This is a genomic window from Flavobacterium chungnamense, assembly GCF_039539165.1.
Lineage (GTDB): Bacteria > Bacteroidota > Bacteroidia > Flavobacteriales > Flavobacteriaceae > Flavobacterium > Flavobacterium chungnamense.
Genome location: NZ_BAABCS010000003.1, coordinates 227,751 through 243,048, shown reverse-complemented (window position 1 = coordinate 243,048; position 15,298 = coordinate 227,751). Strand labels below are relative to the sequence as shown.

Annotated in this window: 16 protein-coding genes; 6 read left to right on the top strand and 10 right to left on the bottom strand. The window is 31.2% G+C overall.

What is annotated here, in order from left to right; all coding sequences use genetic code 11:
- Window position 1 precedes the first annotated feature (1 nt).
- The 9 genes from lipA to recF all read right to left on the bottom strand — a co-directional run bounded on the left by lipA (window position 2) and on the right by recF (window position 8,332).
- Entirely contained in the window at window positions 2-871 is an 870-nt protein-coding gene (gene lipA, locus ABD771_RS01755; protein WP_298308373.1) for a lipoyl synthase, read from the bottom strand.
- A 175-nt stretch (window positions 872-1,046) separates the two neighbouring features.
- Window positions 1,047-1,862: an energy transducer TonB gene (locus ABD771_RS01750; RefSeq protein WP_345089764.1), complete on the bottom strand. Its 816-nt coding sequence runs from the start codon at window positions 1,860-1,862 to the stop codon at window positions 1,047-1,049.
- Window positions 1,863-2,202: 340 nt separating this feature from the next.
- Complete coding sequence (locus ABD771_RS01745; RefSeq protein WP_345089761.1) at window positions 2,203-2,754, bottom strand: RNA polymerase sigma factor; 552 nt, start codon at window positions 2,752-2,754, stop codon at window positions 2,203-2,205.
- A complete protein-coding gene (locus ABD771_RS01740; protein ID WP_345089758.1) occupies window positions 2,745-3,851 on the bottom strand; it encodes a glycosyltransferase in 1,107 nt (368 codons plus the stop codon). Before ABD771_RS01740 ends, ABD771_RS01745 begins: the two co-directional genes overlap by 10 nt.
- A 57-nt stretch (window positions 3,852-3,908) precedes the next feature.
- On the bottom strand, window positions 3,909-4,640 hold the full coding sequence (locus ABD771_RS01735; protein WP_345089754.1) for a phytanoyl-CoA dioxygenase family protein: 732 nt from the start codon (window positions 4,638-4,640) through the stop codon (window positions 3,909-3,911).
- A gap of 2 nt (window positions 4,641-4,642) precedes the next feature.
- Window positions 4,643-5,656, bottom strand: a complete 1,014-nt coding sequence (gene murB, locus ABD771_RS01730; RefSeq protein ID WP_345089751.1) for a UDP-N-acetylmuramate dehydrogenase — start codon at window positions 5,654-5,656, stop codon at window positions 4,643-4,645.
- 88 nt (window positions 5,657-5,744) lie between these two features.
- Window positions 5,745-6,419: a DUF2461 domain-containing protein gene (locus ABD771_RS01725; RefSeq protein ID WP_345089748.1), complete on the bottom strand. Its 675-nt coding sequence runs from the start codon at window positions 6,417-6,419 to the stop codon at window positions 5,745-5,747.
- Between the two features lie 84 nt (window positions 6,420-6,503).
- Complete coding sequence (locus ABD771_RS01720) at window positions 6,504-7,196, bottom strand: rhodanese-like domain-containing protein (protein ID WP_345089745.1); 693 nt, start codon at window positions 7,194-7,196, stop codon at window positions 6,504-6,506.
- Between the two features lie 56 nt (window positions 7,197-7,252).
- On the bottom strand, window positions 7,253-8,332 hold the full coding sequence (gene recF, locus ABD771_RS01715) for a DNA replication/repair protein RecF (RefSeq protein WP_345089743.1): 1,080 nt from the start codon (window positions 8,330-8,332) through the stop codon (window positions 7,253-7,255).
- A 144-nt stretch (window positions 8,333-8,476) separates the two neighbouring features.
- Here recF and ABD771_RS01710 point away from each other — a divergent pair, with 144 nt between their 5' ends.
- The 6 genes from ABD771_RS01710 to ABD771_RS01685 all read left to right on the top strand — a co-directional run bounded on the left by ABD771_RS01710 (window position 8,477) and on the right by ABD771_RS01685 (window position 14,671).
- On the top strand, window positions 8,477-9,271 hold the full coding sequence (locus ABD771_RS01710) for a tetratricopeptide repeat protein (RefSeq protein ID WP_345089741.1): 795 nt from the start codon (window positions 8,477-8,479) through the stop codon (window positions 9,269-9,271).
- A gap of 88 nt (window positions 9,272-9,359) precedes the next feature.
- On the top strand, window positions 9,360-9,857 hold the full coding sequence (gene ribH, locus ABD771_RS01705) for a 6,7-dimethyl-8-ribityllumazine synthase (RefSeq protein ID WP_345089738.1): 498 nt from the start codon (window positions 9,360-9,362) through the stop codon (window positions 9,855-9,857).
- 164 nt (window positions 9,858-10,021) lie between these two features.
- The gene (gene mutL / locus ABD771_RS01700; RefSeq protein ID WP_345089735.1) at window positions 10,022-11,878 is read left to right on the top strand and encodes a DNA mismatch repair endonuclease MutL; all 1,857 of its coding nucleotides are present in this window, start codon (window positions 10,022-10,024) and stop codon (window positions 11,876-11,878) included.
- The gene (locus tag ABD771_RS01695; RefSeq protein ID WP_345089732.1) at window positions 11,875-12,693 is read left to right on the top strand and encodes a rhomboid family intramembrane serine protease; all 819 of its coding nucleotides are present in this window, start codon (window positions 11,875-11,877) and stop codon (window positions 12,691-12,693) included. The genes mutL and ABD771_RS01695 overlap by 4 nt, the downstream gene beginning before the upstream one ends.
- Complete coding sequence (locus ABD771_RS01690) at window positions 12,694-13,560, top strand: rhomboid family intramembrane serine protease (protein ID WP_345089729.1); 867 nt, start codon at window positions 12,694-12,696, stop codon at window positions 13,558-13,560.
- Window positions 13,561-13,624: 64 nt separating this feature from the next.
- Complete coding sequence (locus ABD771_RS01685) at window positions 13,625-14,671, top strand: endonuclease/exonuclease/phosphatase family protein (protein ID WP_298308334.1); 1,047 nt, start codon at window positions 13,625-13,627, stop codon at window positions 14,669-14,671.
- Here the strand turns inward: ABD771_RS01685 and ABD771_RS01680 are convergent, their stop codons facing one another.
- Window positions 14,672-15,286, bottom strand: coding sequence for a WbqC family protein (locus tag ABD771_RS01680; RefSeq protein WP_345089724.1), 615 nt, complete (start codon window positions 15,284-15,286; stop codon window positions 14,672-14,674).
- Between the last annotated feature and the right edge of the window lie 12 nt (window positions 15,287-15,298).

Here is a 15,298-nt window from a genome sequence, read left to right as displayed (position 1 = left end):
ATTATAAAATATGTTTTTCAGCATGATAAGAAGAACGAACTAATGCACCACTTTCTACATGACGGAATCCCATTTCTTTACCTAATTTTTCGTATTTTTCAAATTGTTCAGGAGTAATGAATTCTTTTACAGGTAAATGCTTTTTACTAGGTTGTAAATATTGACCAATAGTTATAATATCAACATTTTGGTTACGAATGTCCTGCATAGTTTCGATAACTTCTGCTTCTGTTTCGCCTAAGCCCAACATGATTCCTGATTTAGTTCTTCGGATACCTTTTTCTTTCAGATATCTTAATACTTCTAAACTTTTATCATATTTTGCCTGAATTCTAACTTCGCGAGTTAACCTTCTAACCGTTTCCATATTGTGTGAAACAACTTCAGGATTGGCTTCAATAATACGATCAATATTTCTTGTATTTCCTTGAAAATCTGGAATTAAAGTTTCTAAAGTTGTATTTGGATTCATTCTGCGAATGGCTTGAACAGTTTCTAACCATATAATTGAACCCATATCTTTCAAGTCATCTCTATCGACACTGGTTATAACTGCATGTTTAATGTTCATTATTTTTATAGAACGCGCTACCTTTTCTGGCTCGTCCCAATCAACGTTTTCTGGACGTCCAGTTTTTACACCACAAAATCCGCAAGAACGCGTACAAATATTTCCTAAAATCATGAATGTTGCTGTTCCTTCACCCCAACATTCACCCATATTTGGGCAACTTCCTGAGGTACAGATAGTATTTAGTTTGTACTTGTCAACTAATCCACGAAGTTCGGTATATTTTTGACCAATAGGCAACTTTACTTTTAGCCATTTTGGTTTTCCAATTGGAAGGTTATTTTCAGTAGCCGTTTCCATATTCAATTTTTTTGAAATGCAAAGATACGAATGTAGATTTTAGATTTTGATTATTCTATTTCAGATTTTTCTTCATTAAGAAATATTTATACTTTGTTTCAAAAAAAAACTGCTTTGTTTTATCAAAGCAGTTCTCACATTTATTGACTTGAGTTACAAGTCAGGAATCAATAATTTACAGCATTACAGTAATTGGTAGCGTAAACTGTGTTCTTACAGGTTCTCCATTTTTAATTCCAGGAGCCCATTTAGTTTTTAAAGATTTTAAAACTCTAATAGCTTCTTTATCAATTTCAGGAGTTGTTTTTCTTGTTACTTCGATATCTGTCATTGATCCATTTTTTTCAATTACAAAAGAAACTAAAACTCTTATTGCTTGACCTTCTTCTTCATCAATATTTTGTTTTTCAAAGTTTGTTCCGACATACTCATAGAATTTTTTAATTCCACCAGGAAAAAAAGGTTGTTTGTCTAATTCAGCTGAAGGAACGGGTCCTTTTGGAGTAATTACTACTGGTTTTGGTTCTGTTCCACCACCATCAATTACACCTGGTGTTCCCGGAGTTCCTGTTCCTGGAGTACCAATTGGAGTATTGATATTTGGCAATTCAGAAGTTATTGGAATAGGTTCTTTAGCTTCTTCTTTCCGAGCTACAACATAATTTTGATTATTTGGAACTTTTTCTACTGGAGCACTATTATTAATAATTGGTTCAGCAGGTTTTGGCTCATCTGTTTTAGGTTCTACGTAAATATCAACTTTGATAATTGTATCAAGAGGTTTTTCTGGTCTAATTATAGGTTTAGGTCCGAAGGAACTAAATAACATACCAATTCCTGAAACAAAACCAATAAAAAGAATTCCAGAGAAGAATGCAATAATGGTTGTTTTGGTGCTGTCTTGACGTAATTTGTATGCACCATACTCTTGGTTTTTACCTTCAAATACAAGGTCTAACCACTTTTTTTCAAAGATACTTAAGTTTGACATAATTTATAGTTTTAATTGTTAAGTATCGATGTTACATAAGCTTTAGATATTAGATTTTAGATTTCAAAAACTTTGTAAAATTATTCAAATCTGTTTCTTGTTTTAATAACGCAAAGATTATTCCAATATTGTGTGATTTTTGTAAGAAAATTGTAATAAGTATAAACTATTATTTAAGAAATGAAGTTTACGGTGTGTTTTTGTTAATCTGTAGCTCGCTTCAATACGCTTACAAATTAACCCTGATTGCAATGGAAATCCTTTGTTGATAAACAAAGATTGCAATGGAAAGCAGGAAAATGGAACCCAAAAGGAACCAAGCCAATCGTTTCAAAAAAAACTAACGCTTTGTTTGAATGATTTCTGCCAATAGTTTTTTGGCGCGAAGGAGTTTGATTTTGACGTTGCTTAAAGGCTCGTTAAGTTGTTCGGAAATTTCTTGATAACTCATTTCTTGAAAGTATCTAAGCTGTATAACTTCTTGATAATGAGGTTTTAATTCTTTTATGAATTGTAAAAGTTGTGATAAATTTTGCTCTGTAATCAATTCATCTTCAGCCGTTGGAGATGTGTCAGCTATATTATAAGCTTGTTGGTCTTCTTCGTCAGTGATTTCTACGAAAAGGGTTGATTTTTTTTTGCGAAGTAAATCAATATGAACATTTTTTGCAATGGCTATTAACCAAGTATTGAATTGAAATTCAGGATTGTAAGTGGTTAATTTATCGAATGCTTTTGAGAATGTTTCTATAGTAATATCTTCTGCATCTGTTTCATTTTCAGTACGTTTTAGCATGAATCCATAGACCTCATTCCAATAATGGTCGAGTAGGTAAGTGAAGGCAACTTGATCGCCTTTTTTGGCTTTTTCTATGTACGGATTTATTTCCACTGAACTGGTTTTGAAAAGGTATTGGTGATGAAAACGTTAAGTTGCGTGACTATTAAAACGATTTCGATAATTGGAAACCAGTAAATTACATCTTTTTCTTTTAGTTTTCCAGCTGCAAATCCAAGTGATAACCATGCAAAAAGATAACGGAAACCTATCAAACTTAGTACAATAATCCATTGAAATTGAAATGCTAAAAGGATTATTGGTAAAATTAGAAATAATAATTGGGTAGCATAAAAAATTGCTAATTGCGTTCTGTCGGATGCTTTATAATGTTGTGCAGTGGCAACATGCCTTCTTTTTTGAGTAAACCAATCTTTAAAAGTAGTTTTTGGCTTAGAAAAAGTAAAACTTTCTGGTGTGTAACAAACGGTTGTATTTTTGGCATTTGCCGCTTGATTAATGAACAAATCATCATCTCCAGAACGGATTTTCATGTGATCCATAAAACCGCGAACTTTGAAAAATTCTTCACGTTTGTAGGCCATATTTCGACCAACTCCCATGTAAGGTTTTCCTAATTTTGCCCATGAAAAATATTGCGTTGCCGTCAATAAGGTTTCAAAACGGATGATTTTATTTAGAAACGAATTTTTAATTTTTTCGTAAGCGCCATAACCTAATACAATGGTTTTTTGTTGGGTGAATTGGGCTGACATTTCTTTAATCCAATCGTTAGATTTTGGGTAACAATCGGCGTCAGTAAAAAGTAGGTATTCGTTTTTAGCAGCCTTAATTCCAAGTGTTAGCGCAAATTTTTTATTTCCCCAAAAGGCTTCGTTATTTTCTACCTTTACTAATTTAATATTAAAATATTGTTTTTCAAAAGCTTCAAAAATTTCTAAAGTTTCATCACTTGACGCATCGTCAATAAGCACAATTTCGTAATCTGGATAATTTTGTTCAGCTAATAAGGGAACGAAATTTTTTACATTTTCTTCTTCGTTTTTGGCACAGACAATAACTGAAATCGGAACTCTTTTTGGTGTAGAGGTTTGTGGTTTAGCAAAAGAAAATTTACCAAAAAACACTACATAATATAGGAATTGAACAACTACAACCGCAATGAATAAACAAAGTAAAATTAGTAACATAATGGCTTTATGGTCTTATTTAAAAACGATTGCAAAAGTATGAAATTCAATTTTGAATTACGAATTATGGGAAGTGAAATTTTCAATCTGGGAAAATTCAGACCATTGTAGATTTTGAGGCAACTCTTTATTTGAAAATTCTATATGAATGACACGTCTATTTTTATCATTTGTAGTTTTATTTGAAGCATGAAAAAGTAAAGGTTTCATCAGCATTATGCCACCTGATTTAACATTGCAAAAAACTTCTATTTCTTTTTCGAAATCTATTGAATCGATTCTACAAATTGATTTTAAGTGAGATTTTTTTAAAACTTTTAATGCACCATTATCTTTATTGGTCTCGTCCAAATGAATTCTTATTGTGAATATATTCTCTAATATTTCTTCAGGAGGTTGAACTGCAAATTGATTGTGCTTTTTTGTCCAATTAGAAAATTTTTTATCTTCAATTTTTTTGTCAACAGAAATAGTTAAATCTTGATGATAGGAAACAAACCAATTAGATTTTTCAGGTTTGTCAAAATAAATCGATTTTACAATAAAATAGTCTTCACCACTAATGTTCTTTATTATCCCTTTAAGATTTTCATTGAAAAGTAATTTCTTAATTTCCGGAAACTCTTTAACGAATTGTCTAATTGCAAATAAATCATCAGTTTTTCTAAAAATCGGATTTGTTGAATCTAAATTACTGATGAAATTTGAAATTGTATTAATTTCATCTTTATCGTACACATTATTTACAACATGAAAGCCTTGTTCATGAAATTCTTTTGATAAATTCATAATTATATCACATTCACTTCAGCCTCAATTTCAATTCCGTACTTATCGAAAACCGTTTTTTGAACGTATTTCGATAGATTTAGAATATCTTGTCCGGTTGCATTTCCGTAATTTACTAAAACTAGTGCTTGGTTTTTATGAACTCCTGCGTCGTCTTTTCGGTAACCTTTTAATCCAGAATGTTCTATGAGCCAACCTGCAGGAACTTTTACTTCCGTTGGTGAAACTTCAAAGAATTTTACTTCTGGAAATTTTTGTTGTACTTTTTCGAATAATTCTTTTGAAATAATCGGATTTTTAAAGAAACTTCCACTATTTCCAAGTTCTTTTGGATCGGGTAATTTACTTTGGCGAATGGCAATCACAGCATTAGAAACGTCTTTTAATGTTGGAGTTGTAACGTTTTGGTTTTCTAATCCTTTTGTAATATCACCATACGAAGTGTTGATTTTGTGATTGCGTTTTGTGAGTTTGAAAACCACAGAAGTAATGACATATTTATCTTTTGCTTCTTGTTTGAAAACACTTTCTCTATAGCCAAAATTGCAATCTTCTTTTGTGAAGGATTTCATTTCTTGTGATAGAATATTCATGGCTTCACACGAAACAAAAGTGTCTTTAATTTCGGTTCCGTAAGCACCAATATTTTGAACTGGAGTTGTACCAACATTACCAGGAATCAAGGACATGTTTTCTAATCCACCTAAGTTTTGATTGATGGTCCAAAGTACGAATTCGTGCCAATTTTCGCCTGCTTGACTTTCAACCCAAACAAAATCGTCGTCTTCTTTGATGATTTTTTTTCCTTTCAAATCAACATGAATTACCAAAGCATCAATATCTTGAGTTAAAAGCATATTGCTTCCGCCACCAAGAATGAATTTCTTATCTGAAGCGTGATTTTCTAAAACAGATTTCAATTCATCAAGATTATGAACCGCTACGAATTGTTTGGCTTTGGCTTCAATACCAAAAGTGTTGTATTTTTTTAAGGAGAAATTATTGTGGATTTGCATTTGTTTGAAATTTTACCGCAAAGTTCGCAAAGTTTTTCGCAAAGTTCGCAAAGAGAAAATTGGAATTTGGTATTTCTTTTTTGGGATTTTAATCCGTTGTTTCTAAAGCTCTTCTCAAAAAGTCGTTCATCGGTTTTAGTGCGATTAGTTTTTGAGATATTACTTTGCTAAAATCAGGTTTTGTAAAAAGTTTTTCGTCAATTTTTTGAGAAGCTGTATAGCTTTTCAATTTTAAAAATTCAATCGCTGGATGATTTGGATCAAAATCTTTTGGTGCTTTTTTCAAAGTATTGCTTTCGTCTCTAGTCAGTTCTTTAAACTCATTTTTAAACGTTTTATCTGCAACAATAGCTTCTAAATCATCGTGAAAAAATTCTATTTCTTTACGAATTAATTTTAACTCATTTGGTTCTGGACACCAAACACCGCCAGCGATGAAGCAACTTCCTTTTTCAAAATGAATGTAATATCCAGGACTATTTTTTCTGTTTTTATTTTGTGTAAACCAAACACCCATGTTGGTTTTGTAAGGCGATTTATCCTTAGAAAAACGAATATCTCGATTGATTCGAAAAGTACAATTCTTAACTTCCAAAGGTTCTAATGTTGGATCCAAAAGTTTCATTTCTGCCAAAATTGATGCGATATAACTATGATAGTCTTTTTTATAACTTTCATAGCGTTTTTTATTGGCATGCATCCACTCGGTGTTGTTGTTTGCAATTAAATCCTCTAAAAACTGAAGGGCTTCTTGTGTTATCATTTTTTAAGTTTATGAGTTTATGAGTTTAAAAGGTTAGTAGTTAAGAAATCACTTCAAACTTCCATCTTCAAACTCCCAACTATATTACAACTGTTTTCTCAAATCTTCTTCCGATAAATAGCCTAAATGTCTCCAAGTTTCTTTACCATTTTCATAAATTAAAATTACCGGTAATTCATCAAGTTTCATAGTTTCCAACAAAGTTTTGTTTTCATCGGCATCTAATCTAATTAATGATATTTTACCTTTTAATTCTTCTTGCATTTGGGTTAAATAAGGTGCCATTTTTTTACATGGCGCACACCATTTAGCCGAAAAATTAATGATTACTTTTTTGTCGGAATTGATTAATTTTTCAAATTCTGAAACCGATAATCCCTTGGGAGTTACCGCTGTATTTGAAGTTTTCTTTCCCTGCCATTTCATGATTCCGCCATCTAAATTGTAGATTTCTTTAAATCCAAGTTCGGATAACTTATTGGCTGCTTGACTGCTTCTTCCTCCAACTTTACAATAAACAAAAACAGGTTTTGATTTGTCTAATTTTTCAACTTTTGAAGTAAAATCACTTCCGTTCCAATTAACATTTGTAGCATTTTCAAGATGTTCAACAGCATATTCCTGTGGAGTTCTAACGTCTAATAATTGAGGGTTTTCAGAAGATGCAAGTTTTTCTGAATACGCTTTAGAATCAATAGTTTGAATTGCTTTAGCGTTTTGACCTTGACAGCTTGCAAATAATGTTACTACGACTAAAAGGGAAATAAATTTTTTCATAATGTTTTTTTAAGCAACAAAATTAAAGAAGTAAAAATAGAACAATATAACAAATGTTACAAACTAAATATTTTATAACTCTGATGGGTTGTTTTTACTATGTTTTCTGTACGTTCAGGATGTGTATCTGAGATAAATAGTTGTCCGAATTCCTCTTGGTTTACCATTGCTACAATTTTACTCACACGAGTTTCATCCAGTTTGTCGAAAATATCATCAAAAAGCAAAATAGGTTTTTCGCCGCTTTGTTTTTTTACGAATTCAAATTGAGCTAATTTGAGCGCGATTAAAAATGATTTTTGCTGTCCTTGTGAACCAAATTTTTTAATAGGAAAATCATCAATTTGAAAGGCTAAATCATCTTTGTGAATTCCAACAGAAGTATATTGCAATGCCCTGTCTTTCGCTAAGTTTTGCTCCAATAAATGCAGAGTTGTCCCTTCAAATAAATGACTTTCATAAACCAATTGAACTTTTTCTTCTGAACCAGAAATAGCTTGATGATGTTTATTAAAAATAGGTAAAAAATCATCAATAAATTGTTTTCTCTTTTCGAAAATTTTCTGACCTAAATCATTTAATTGTTCATTATAAATAGATAAAGTATCCGTTTCAAATACATGATTTAGAGCGAAATATTTTAGCAAAGCATTTCGTTGACTAATAATTTTTTGATATTGAATTAATTCTTGCAAATAGGAGGAATCCAATTGCGAAATAACACTGTCAATAAATTTTCGACGAGTTTCACTTCCTTCAATAATTAAGTCATTGTCAGCCGGTGAAATAATTACTAGTGGAATAAATCCAATATGATCTGAAAATTTCTCGTAAGGTTTTCCGTTTCTTTTTAGGATTTTCTTCTGACCTTTTTTGAAACTACTTACAATTTGCTCATTTCTTTCCAACTTTTCAAATTCGCCATCAACCACAAAAAACTCCTCATTATGCTTAATATTTTGAACCGCTAACGGATTAAAATAGCTTTTTCCGTAGGCTAAATGATAGATTGCATCAAGCACATTGGTCTTTCCAATACCATTTTTTCCAACAAAACAATTGATTTTAGAATCAAATTCGAAGGAAGCTTCCGAAAAATTTTTATAATTGAATAAAGAAATTTTTTTTAAAAACATTTGTGATGGCTTACTATTGCTAGAAAAAGAGAAAAAATTAGTTCTCTTTTTTTTGGTGGGTGCAAATTATTGAAAAATATCGACAAAAATCGCTTTTAATTATCAATAAAAATTTTATTTTTGCGCACACTAAATTAAATTTAAATGGCAACTTATAATAAGAGAGGTTACAAAGCACCAAAAGAAAAAGAAGAAAAAGTAGACGCTAATTTTATTGAAGATACACCAAACGTTGATGCTAAGGATAGTGCAACTGCAAAAGCATTTGACGCATTAGATGAAACAGCATCGAAAACAGAAGATTTTGTTGCAAAAAACCAAAAATATATTTTAGGATTTTTAGGAGCTGTTGCTCTTGTAACTATTGGTTATTTATCTTACCAAAGATTTATTGCTGAACCAAAACAAGTTGATGCTACTGAAGATTTATTTGTTGCGCAACAGAATTTTCAATTAGCTACTGATGCTACTGATGTTAAAAAACAAGATTCATTATATACTCTAGTTCTTAAAGGTTCTGAAGGAAAACAAGGAGCTCCTGGTATCGCTGACCAATATTCTGGTACTGATTCTGGAAATATAGCAAACTATTATGCAGGTATTGCTTCTCTAAACCTTAAAAAATATGATGATGCGATCAAATATCTTGAGAAATTTTCATCTAAAGATGCTTTCTTAGGTGCGATTGCAACTGGAGCTATTGGTGATGCTTACGCTCAAAAGAATGACACACAAAAAGCTTTAGATTTTTACGTTAAAGCTTCTGAACAAAATGTAAATGAGTTTACAACTCCAAGATATTTATATAAAGCAGGACAAACGGCTTTAGCGTTAGGTAAAAAATCGGATGCTTTGAAATATTTTACTCAAATCAAAGAAAAATATGAGACTGCACCAGAAGCACAACAAATTGATGCTTTAATTGGGATGGCTCAGTAATTTAATTACAAATTGAAAATTACGAATTAAGAATTGGTTTCAATTTTTAATTCGTTTTTTTTTACATTTAACTCAAATTTTAATTAAGATGGCTACTGCAAACAAAAATCTTTCTCAATACGATAAAACTAAATTGCCAAATGCGAAAGACTTTCGATTTGGAATTGTTGTTTCAGAATGGAATGACCACATCACAGAAGGACTTTATAAAGGAACTTTAGATGCTCTTTTAGATTGTGGTGCTTCGCAAGAAAATATAATTCGTTGGAATGTTCCAGGAAGTTTTGAACTGGTTTATGGCGCACAACGCATGATTGTAACACAAGAAGTTGATGTCGTAATTACGATTGGTTGTGTTATTAAAGGTGAAACAATGCATTTTGAATTTGTTTGTGAAGGCGTAACTCAAGGAATTAAAGATTTGAATGTTCAAACTGACGTTCCGGTGATATTTTGTTTGCTTACTGATAATAACGAGCAACAATCTATCGATAGAAGTGGAGGAATTCATGGAAATAAAGGAACAGAAGCGGCAATTGCTGCCATAAAAATGGCTGATTTAAGAAGAAATTCTGAAAATAAGTAATTCTAACTCAAGTTATAAAACATAAAGTTTAAACCTACTTTTTCAAAGAGTAGGTTTTTTCTTTTTTAGTAAGTTGTTAACTATAATAAACAATAGATTTTCATTAAATTTGCTAACTTTGGTTTTTAACCATGAACAATAAACACCAAACCATATACAAATAAATGTCTAGTATAATTCAATTACTTCCCGATCATGTTGCCAACCAAATTGCCGCTGGCGAAGTGGTTCAGCGTCCAGCTTCTGTAGTAAAAGAATTACTGGAAAATGCCGTTGATGCAGGAGCAACGGATATAAAATTAATTATAAAAGATGCCGGAAAATCGTTAGTTCAAGTTATTGATAACGGAAAAGGAATGAGTGTTACCGATTCAAGATTGTGTTTTGAACGCCATGCAACTTCTAAAATTCGTCAAGCGGAAGATTTATTTTCGTTACATACCAAAGGTTTTCGAGGTGAAGCTTTAGCATCTATTGCTGCTATTGCTCATGTAGAAATGAAAACCAAACAAGAGCTAGACGAACTTGGAACTCACATAATTATTGAAGGAAGTAAATTTATTTCGCAAGATCCATCAGTTTTACCAAAAGGAACTTCATTTGCTGTGAAGAATTTGTTTTTTAATATTCCGGCACGACGTAATTTTCTTAAATCGGAAACGGTTGAATTTCGTCATATTGTTGATGAATTTCAACGTGTAGCGTTAGCACATCCAAACATTTATTTCACAATGTATCACAATGGAAGTGAAATGTTTAATCTTCCAAATTCTAATTATCGTCAGCGAATTGTGAATGTTTTTTCTGGTAAAACCAATGAAAAATTGGTTCCAATTCAAGAAGAAACTGAAATTGTAACTATTGAAGGATTTGTGGGAAAACCTGAATTTGCTAAGAAAAATCGTGGCGAGCAATTCTTTTTTGTAAACGATAGATTCATAAAAAGTGGTTATTTGCATCATGCAGTAATGGCTGCTTATGAAGGTTTGTTGCCTAATGGTTCGCAACCAACGTATTTTATTTACTTAAATGTTCCTCCAAATACGATTGATATTAATATTCATCCAACCAAAACTGAAATTAAATTTGATGATGAACATGCTTTGTATGCGATTTTGCGTTCCACAATCAAGCACAGTTTAGGACAATTTAATGTAGCGCCAGTTTTAGATTTTGACAGAGATCCAAATTTAGATACACCATATCAATATCAAAATAAAACTGCAGAATATCCAACAGTTCAAGTAGATAGTTCCTTTAATCCATTTGCCGACGAAAAACCAACCAAACAATCTTCTGGAGGTTCTAATTCTTATAAAAAGCAGGAAGTTTCTAGTTCTAATTGGGAAAGTTTGTATGTAGGATTGAAAAATGATACTTCAGAAGTAGAAACTTTTTCATTTGAAAGTGAAGAAGTGACACCATCATTATTTGACGAAAAAGAAGAAGAACAAACCATAAATAGAACCTATCAAATTCATAAAAAATACATTGTAAGTCCAATAAAGTCTGGAATGGTTATCATGGATCAAGGTCGTGCGCATCAACGTATTTTGTATGAACAATTTCTCACGAATATGACGGTTCATCAAGCATCAAGTCAGCAGTTGTTGTTTCCTTTGCAGATGTATTTTTCAAATAATGAACTGAAATTGATAGCCGAATTGCAACCTTCTTTAGAAAACACTGGATTCGTTTTTGAAGCTTTTGATACAGACTCTATTCATATTTCGGGAATTCCTGTAAATACTACAGAAAGTGAAATTTCAATGGTTTTAGAGCAATTACTTTCCGATTTGCAAGACGGAATTCCGGATAGTAGTTTTAGTCAAAATGATACGATTGCTAAGTCTATGGCTAAAAGTTTAGCTGTAAAAACTGGAACTTATTTGACTGAAAAAGAACAAGAGAGTTTAGTTAATAATCTTTTTGCGTGCAAAGAACCAAATGTTTCACCTTTTCAAAAACCTACTTTCATCACGATGCGTGTGGAAGATATTGATAAACGATTTGCCCTATGATGAATATCACACCTGTTGTAAAACAACTTTTGATAATAAATATTATCTTTTTTATAGGAAGTCAATTGCCAAATACAAATGCATATGAATTATTCTCACTTCATTATCCTGAATCAGATAAATTTAGAATTTGGCAACCCATAACACATATGTTTATGCACGCTCCGATGCCTAATTTCACTCATATTTTATTTAATATGTATGGATTATATCTTTTTGGAAGCCCATTAGAACATTTTTGGGGACCAAAACGATTTTTATTATTCTATTTTGTTTCTGGAATAGGAGCAGCAGCATTACAATTAGCAATAAATTATTATCAGATTCATGAGGCATTAAGTTTAGTTTCTAATTTGAATTTATCTGCATCAGATTTACATCAGATATTGAATATAGACATGAATGCAAACAATTACTTTAGTCCAGAATTATTCGAAAGTGGTTTACGTTCAGTTTTGCGTAATTCAAATAAGGAAGCATTATTAAATAATGAAAATTTTGAAGTTTTATATCAATCTGCTGTTGAAGTAAATTCGACAATGGTTGGCGCATCAGGTGCTATATATGGAGTATTGACTGCTTTTGCCTTTATGCTTCCAAATGCTGAACTAATGCTGCTTTTTATCCCATTTCCAATTAAAGCGAAATATTTTGTTCCAGCACTAGTAGCTATGGATTTTTTCTCTGGTGTAACAGGCTTTTCAATTCTAGGTGGAGGAATAGCTCATTTTGCTCATGTTGGTGGTGCTTTGACAGGCTTCATTTTAATGATTATTTGGCGAAATAGAAAATTTAAACATAATCGTTGGAACTAGATGAGTAAGATATTTGATGATATAAAATTACAATACAAAATTGGTGACATCACTAATAAAATTATTTATTGGAATGTTGGTGTTTTTCTATTGTCGTTAGTACTTTTTTTTAAGTTTAAGGAAAACCATTTTGATTATCCATCATGGCTAGCTTTATCTTCGAATCCAAATAATTTTTTGATATTTCCTTGGACATTTTTGACTTATGCATTCCTTCATTCTGGATTTTGGCATTTGTTTTTTAATATGCTAATGCTCAATTTCTCAGGAAGATTGTTTTTGACTTTTTTTACACAAAAGCAGTTTTTAGGATTGTACATTTTGAGTTCTATTTTTGCAGGTTTGGTTTTTGCTGTTTCTTATTATTTGCTGGGAATTAATGCGCCAATTGTTGGAGCTTCTGCAGCTGTTTTATCTATATTAGTTGCTGCAACTACCTATCAACCATTGATGAATGTTAGATTGTTGTTGATAGGAAATGTAAAGCTATGGCACATAACTGCAGTAATTCTTATTTTAGATGTTATGCAGATTCTAATAGAAAATACTGGTGGACACATCGCGCACATTGCTGGTGCTTTTTTTGGAGTTATTTATATCAAGTTACTTCAAAGTGGAACGGATTTAAGTAGAATTGTAACCATAGTAATTGATTTTTTTGTTAATTTGTTTCAACCGAACAAATCAACACCATTCAAAAAAGTTCATGTTAATACAAAAAAAGCTAATGCTACAACTAAAAGTAAGATAGTAGTAAAAGATAAAACGCAACAACAAATTGATGAGATTTTAGATAAAATAAGTCAATCGGGTTATGATAGTTTAACCACAGAAGAAAAGGAGTTTTTGTTTAAAGCTGGTAAGTAAGTGTTCAGTTTTGCAGATTATGATAAATTAATTTTGTGTCTTAGTGCCTTTGCGGCAATGTAATATGAAGAAACTCTCATGGTTTAATAAAGTAATGTATTTTTTCAATATAGTTTTGACTGTATTGACTTTTCTTGCTTATGTTTTGCCGTTTCTTGCGCCAAAGTTCTTTCCGTTTTTATCAGTTTTGACACTTATATTGCCTTTATTTTTAATACTAAACGGACTGTTTTTTATTTATTGGTTGTTTCAAATCAAAAGACAAATGATGCTTTCTGGCATTGTATTAATTCTAGGTATTACTTTCGTTAATAAGTTTTACAAGTTTTCTTCTAATGAAAAAACTTTTGAAGAAAAGGATTTTGTAGTTATGAGTTATAATGTTCGACTATTCAATCTTTTTCAATGGTTGCCTAAGGAAAATGTAGGTGATGAGATTAAGCAATTTATTAATGATCAAAATCCAGATATTCTCTGTATTCAAGAGTATTCAGAAACTGCTAATGTAGATTTACGTGTTTACAAGCATAAGTTTATTTTTATGCAAGGCAATAAAATTAGAACAGGTCAAGCTATTTTTTCAAAATATCCTATTATTGATAAAGGCAATATTGAGTTTCCGGAATCTAATAACCTAATCGTTTATGCCGATATTAGAAAGGGAAAAGATACCATTCGTGTTTATAATATGCATTTGCAATCCATTAAAATATCGCCAGATGTTAACGAAATGCAAGACAATGTTGATTCTATAAACCAACATAAATCGGAATTAGTTGTAAAAAGAATTAGTAAAGCATTTACAAAACAGCAATTACAAGCAGAGATTTTAGTCAAACACAAAAAAGAGTGTTCGTATCCAATGATTATTTGCGGAGATATGAATAACAGTGCCTTTTCGTATGTTTATAGAAGTATTAAAGGAAACCTGAACGATTGTTTTGAAGAAGTAGGAAATGGTTTTGGTCAAACCTATAACTTCAAATATTATCCTGCACGAATTGATTATATTTTTGCTGACAAATCAATTCAAGTTAAGAGTTTTCAAAGCTTTCCAAACTTCAAAAATTCTGATCATTATCCAATTATTGCTAGGTTGATGATTGAGTGATTATAAGGATTGATTTTTTAAATAATCTAAAGCATAACGACCTTCATTAAAAAGTAAATCGAGAATACTCAAATTGTTTATAAAGCCATGCTTGTCATCAAATACTTGAGTGTATGGAGTAATGATGGTGGTATCTTTTTTTCCATTAGCCAAATTTCTAAAGTCATTAAAGTTGCGAACTTCTTGAAAATATTCGGTAGTTTCACTATATGTTAATGGCTTTCGTAGACACTTTGAAACTAAAGTTATTGTATCAAAATTTAAATCTTTTAAGAATTCATATTTTTTTTCAAAAATTGGAACAATTTCATCTTCAAAATATTCAAAAAAAGGCGAACTTCTGTAGCCAGCTTCTAGCGATTTAAAATGTTGTTTTTGCCAATCAAAGTCGTTTTCAATTCTTACATCTTTACTTTTTTGATGACGTTCTTTACTATGTTTGATAGGAACGTTCAACAATTGAATTCCATTCGGACTATAAATATACATTCTATTTCGATTAGTTTGTTTTTGGAAATTGTCTTCCATTTCAAACGTAATCGTGTCTGCTTGGGCCATTACAATAAACTGACTTATTGATGGGAAATAAGTAGGATATAAAATTATATGATTCATTGTTTATGTTTT

Coding starts and splice junctions, on each gene's coding strand:
- lipA (WP_298308373.1), bottom strand. CDS start 871: ATGGAAACGGCTACTGAAAATAACCTTCCAATTGGAAAACCAAAATGG.
- ABD771_RS01750 (WP_345089764.1), bottom strand. CDS start 1,862: ATGTCAAACTTAAGTATCTTTGAAAAAAAGTGGTTAGACCTTGTATTT.
- ABD771_RS01740 (WP_345089758.1), bottom strand. CDS start 3,851: ATGTTACTAATTTTACTTTGTTTATTCATTGCGGTTGTAGTTGTTCAA.
- ABD771_RS01735 (WP_345089754.1), bottom strand. CDS start 4,640: ATGAATTTATCAAAAGAATTTCATGAACAAGGCTTTCATGTTGTAAAT.
- murB (WP_345089751.1), bottom strand. CDS start 5,656: ATGCAAATCCACAATAATTTCTCCTTAAAAAAATACAACACTTTTGGT.
- ABD771_RS01725 (WP_345089748.1), bottom strand. CDS start 6,419: ATGATAACACAAGAAGCCCTTCAGTTTTTAGAGGATTTAATTGCAAAC.
- ABD771_RS01720 (WP_345089745.1), bottom strand. CDS start 7,196: ATGAAAAAATTTATTTCCCTTTTAGTCGTAGTAACATTATTTGCAAGC.
- recF (WP_345089743.1), bottom strand. CDS start 8,332: ATGTTTTTAAAAAAAATTTCTTTATTCAATTATAAAAATTTTTCGGAA.
- ABD771_RS01710 (WP_345089741.1), top strand. CDS start 8,477: ATGGCAACTTATAATAAGAGAGGTTACAAAGCACCAAAAGAAAAAGAA.
- ribH (WP_345089738.1), top strand. CDS start 9,360: ATGGCTACTGCAAACAAAAATCTTTCTCAATACGATAAAACTAAATTG.
- mutL (WP_345089735.1), top strand. CDS start 10,022: ATGTCTAGTATAATTCAATTACTTCCCGATCATGTTGCCAACCAAATT.
- ABD771_RS01695 (WP_345089732.1), top strand. CDS start 11,875: ATGATGAATATCACACCTGTTGTAAAACAACTTTTGATAATAAATATT.
- ABD771_RS01690 (WP_345089729.1), top strand. CDS start 12,694: ATGAGTAAGATATTTGATGATATAAAATTACAATACAAAATTGGTGAC.
- ABD771_RS01685 (WP_298308334.1), top strand. CDS start 13,625: ATGAAGAAACTCTCATGGTTTAATAAAGTAATGTATTTTTTCAATATA.
- ABD771_RS01680 (WP_345089724.1), bottom strand. CDS start 15,286: ATGAATCATATAATTTTATATCCTACTTATTTCCCATCAATAAGTCAG.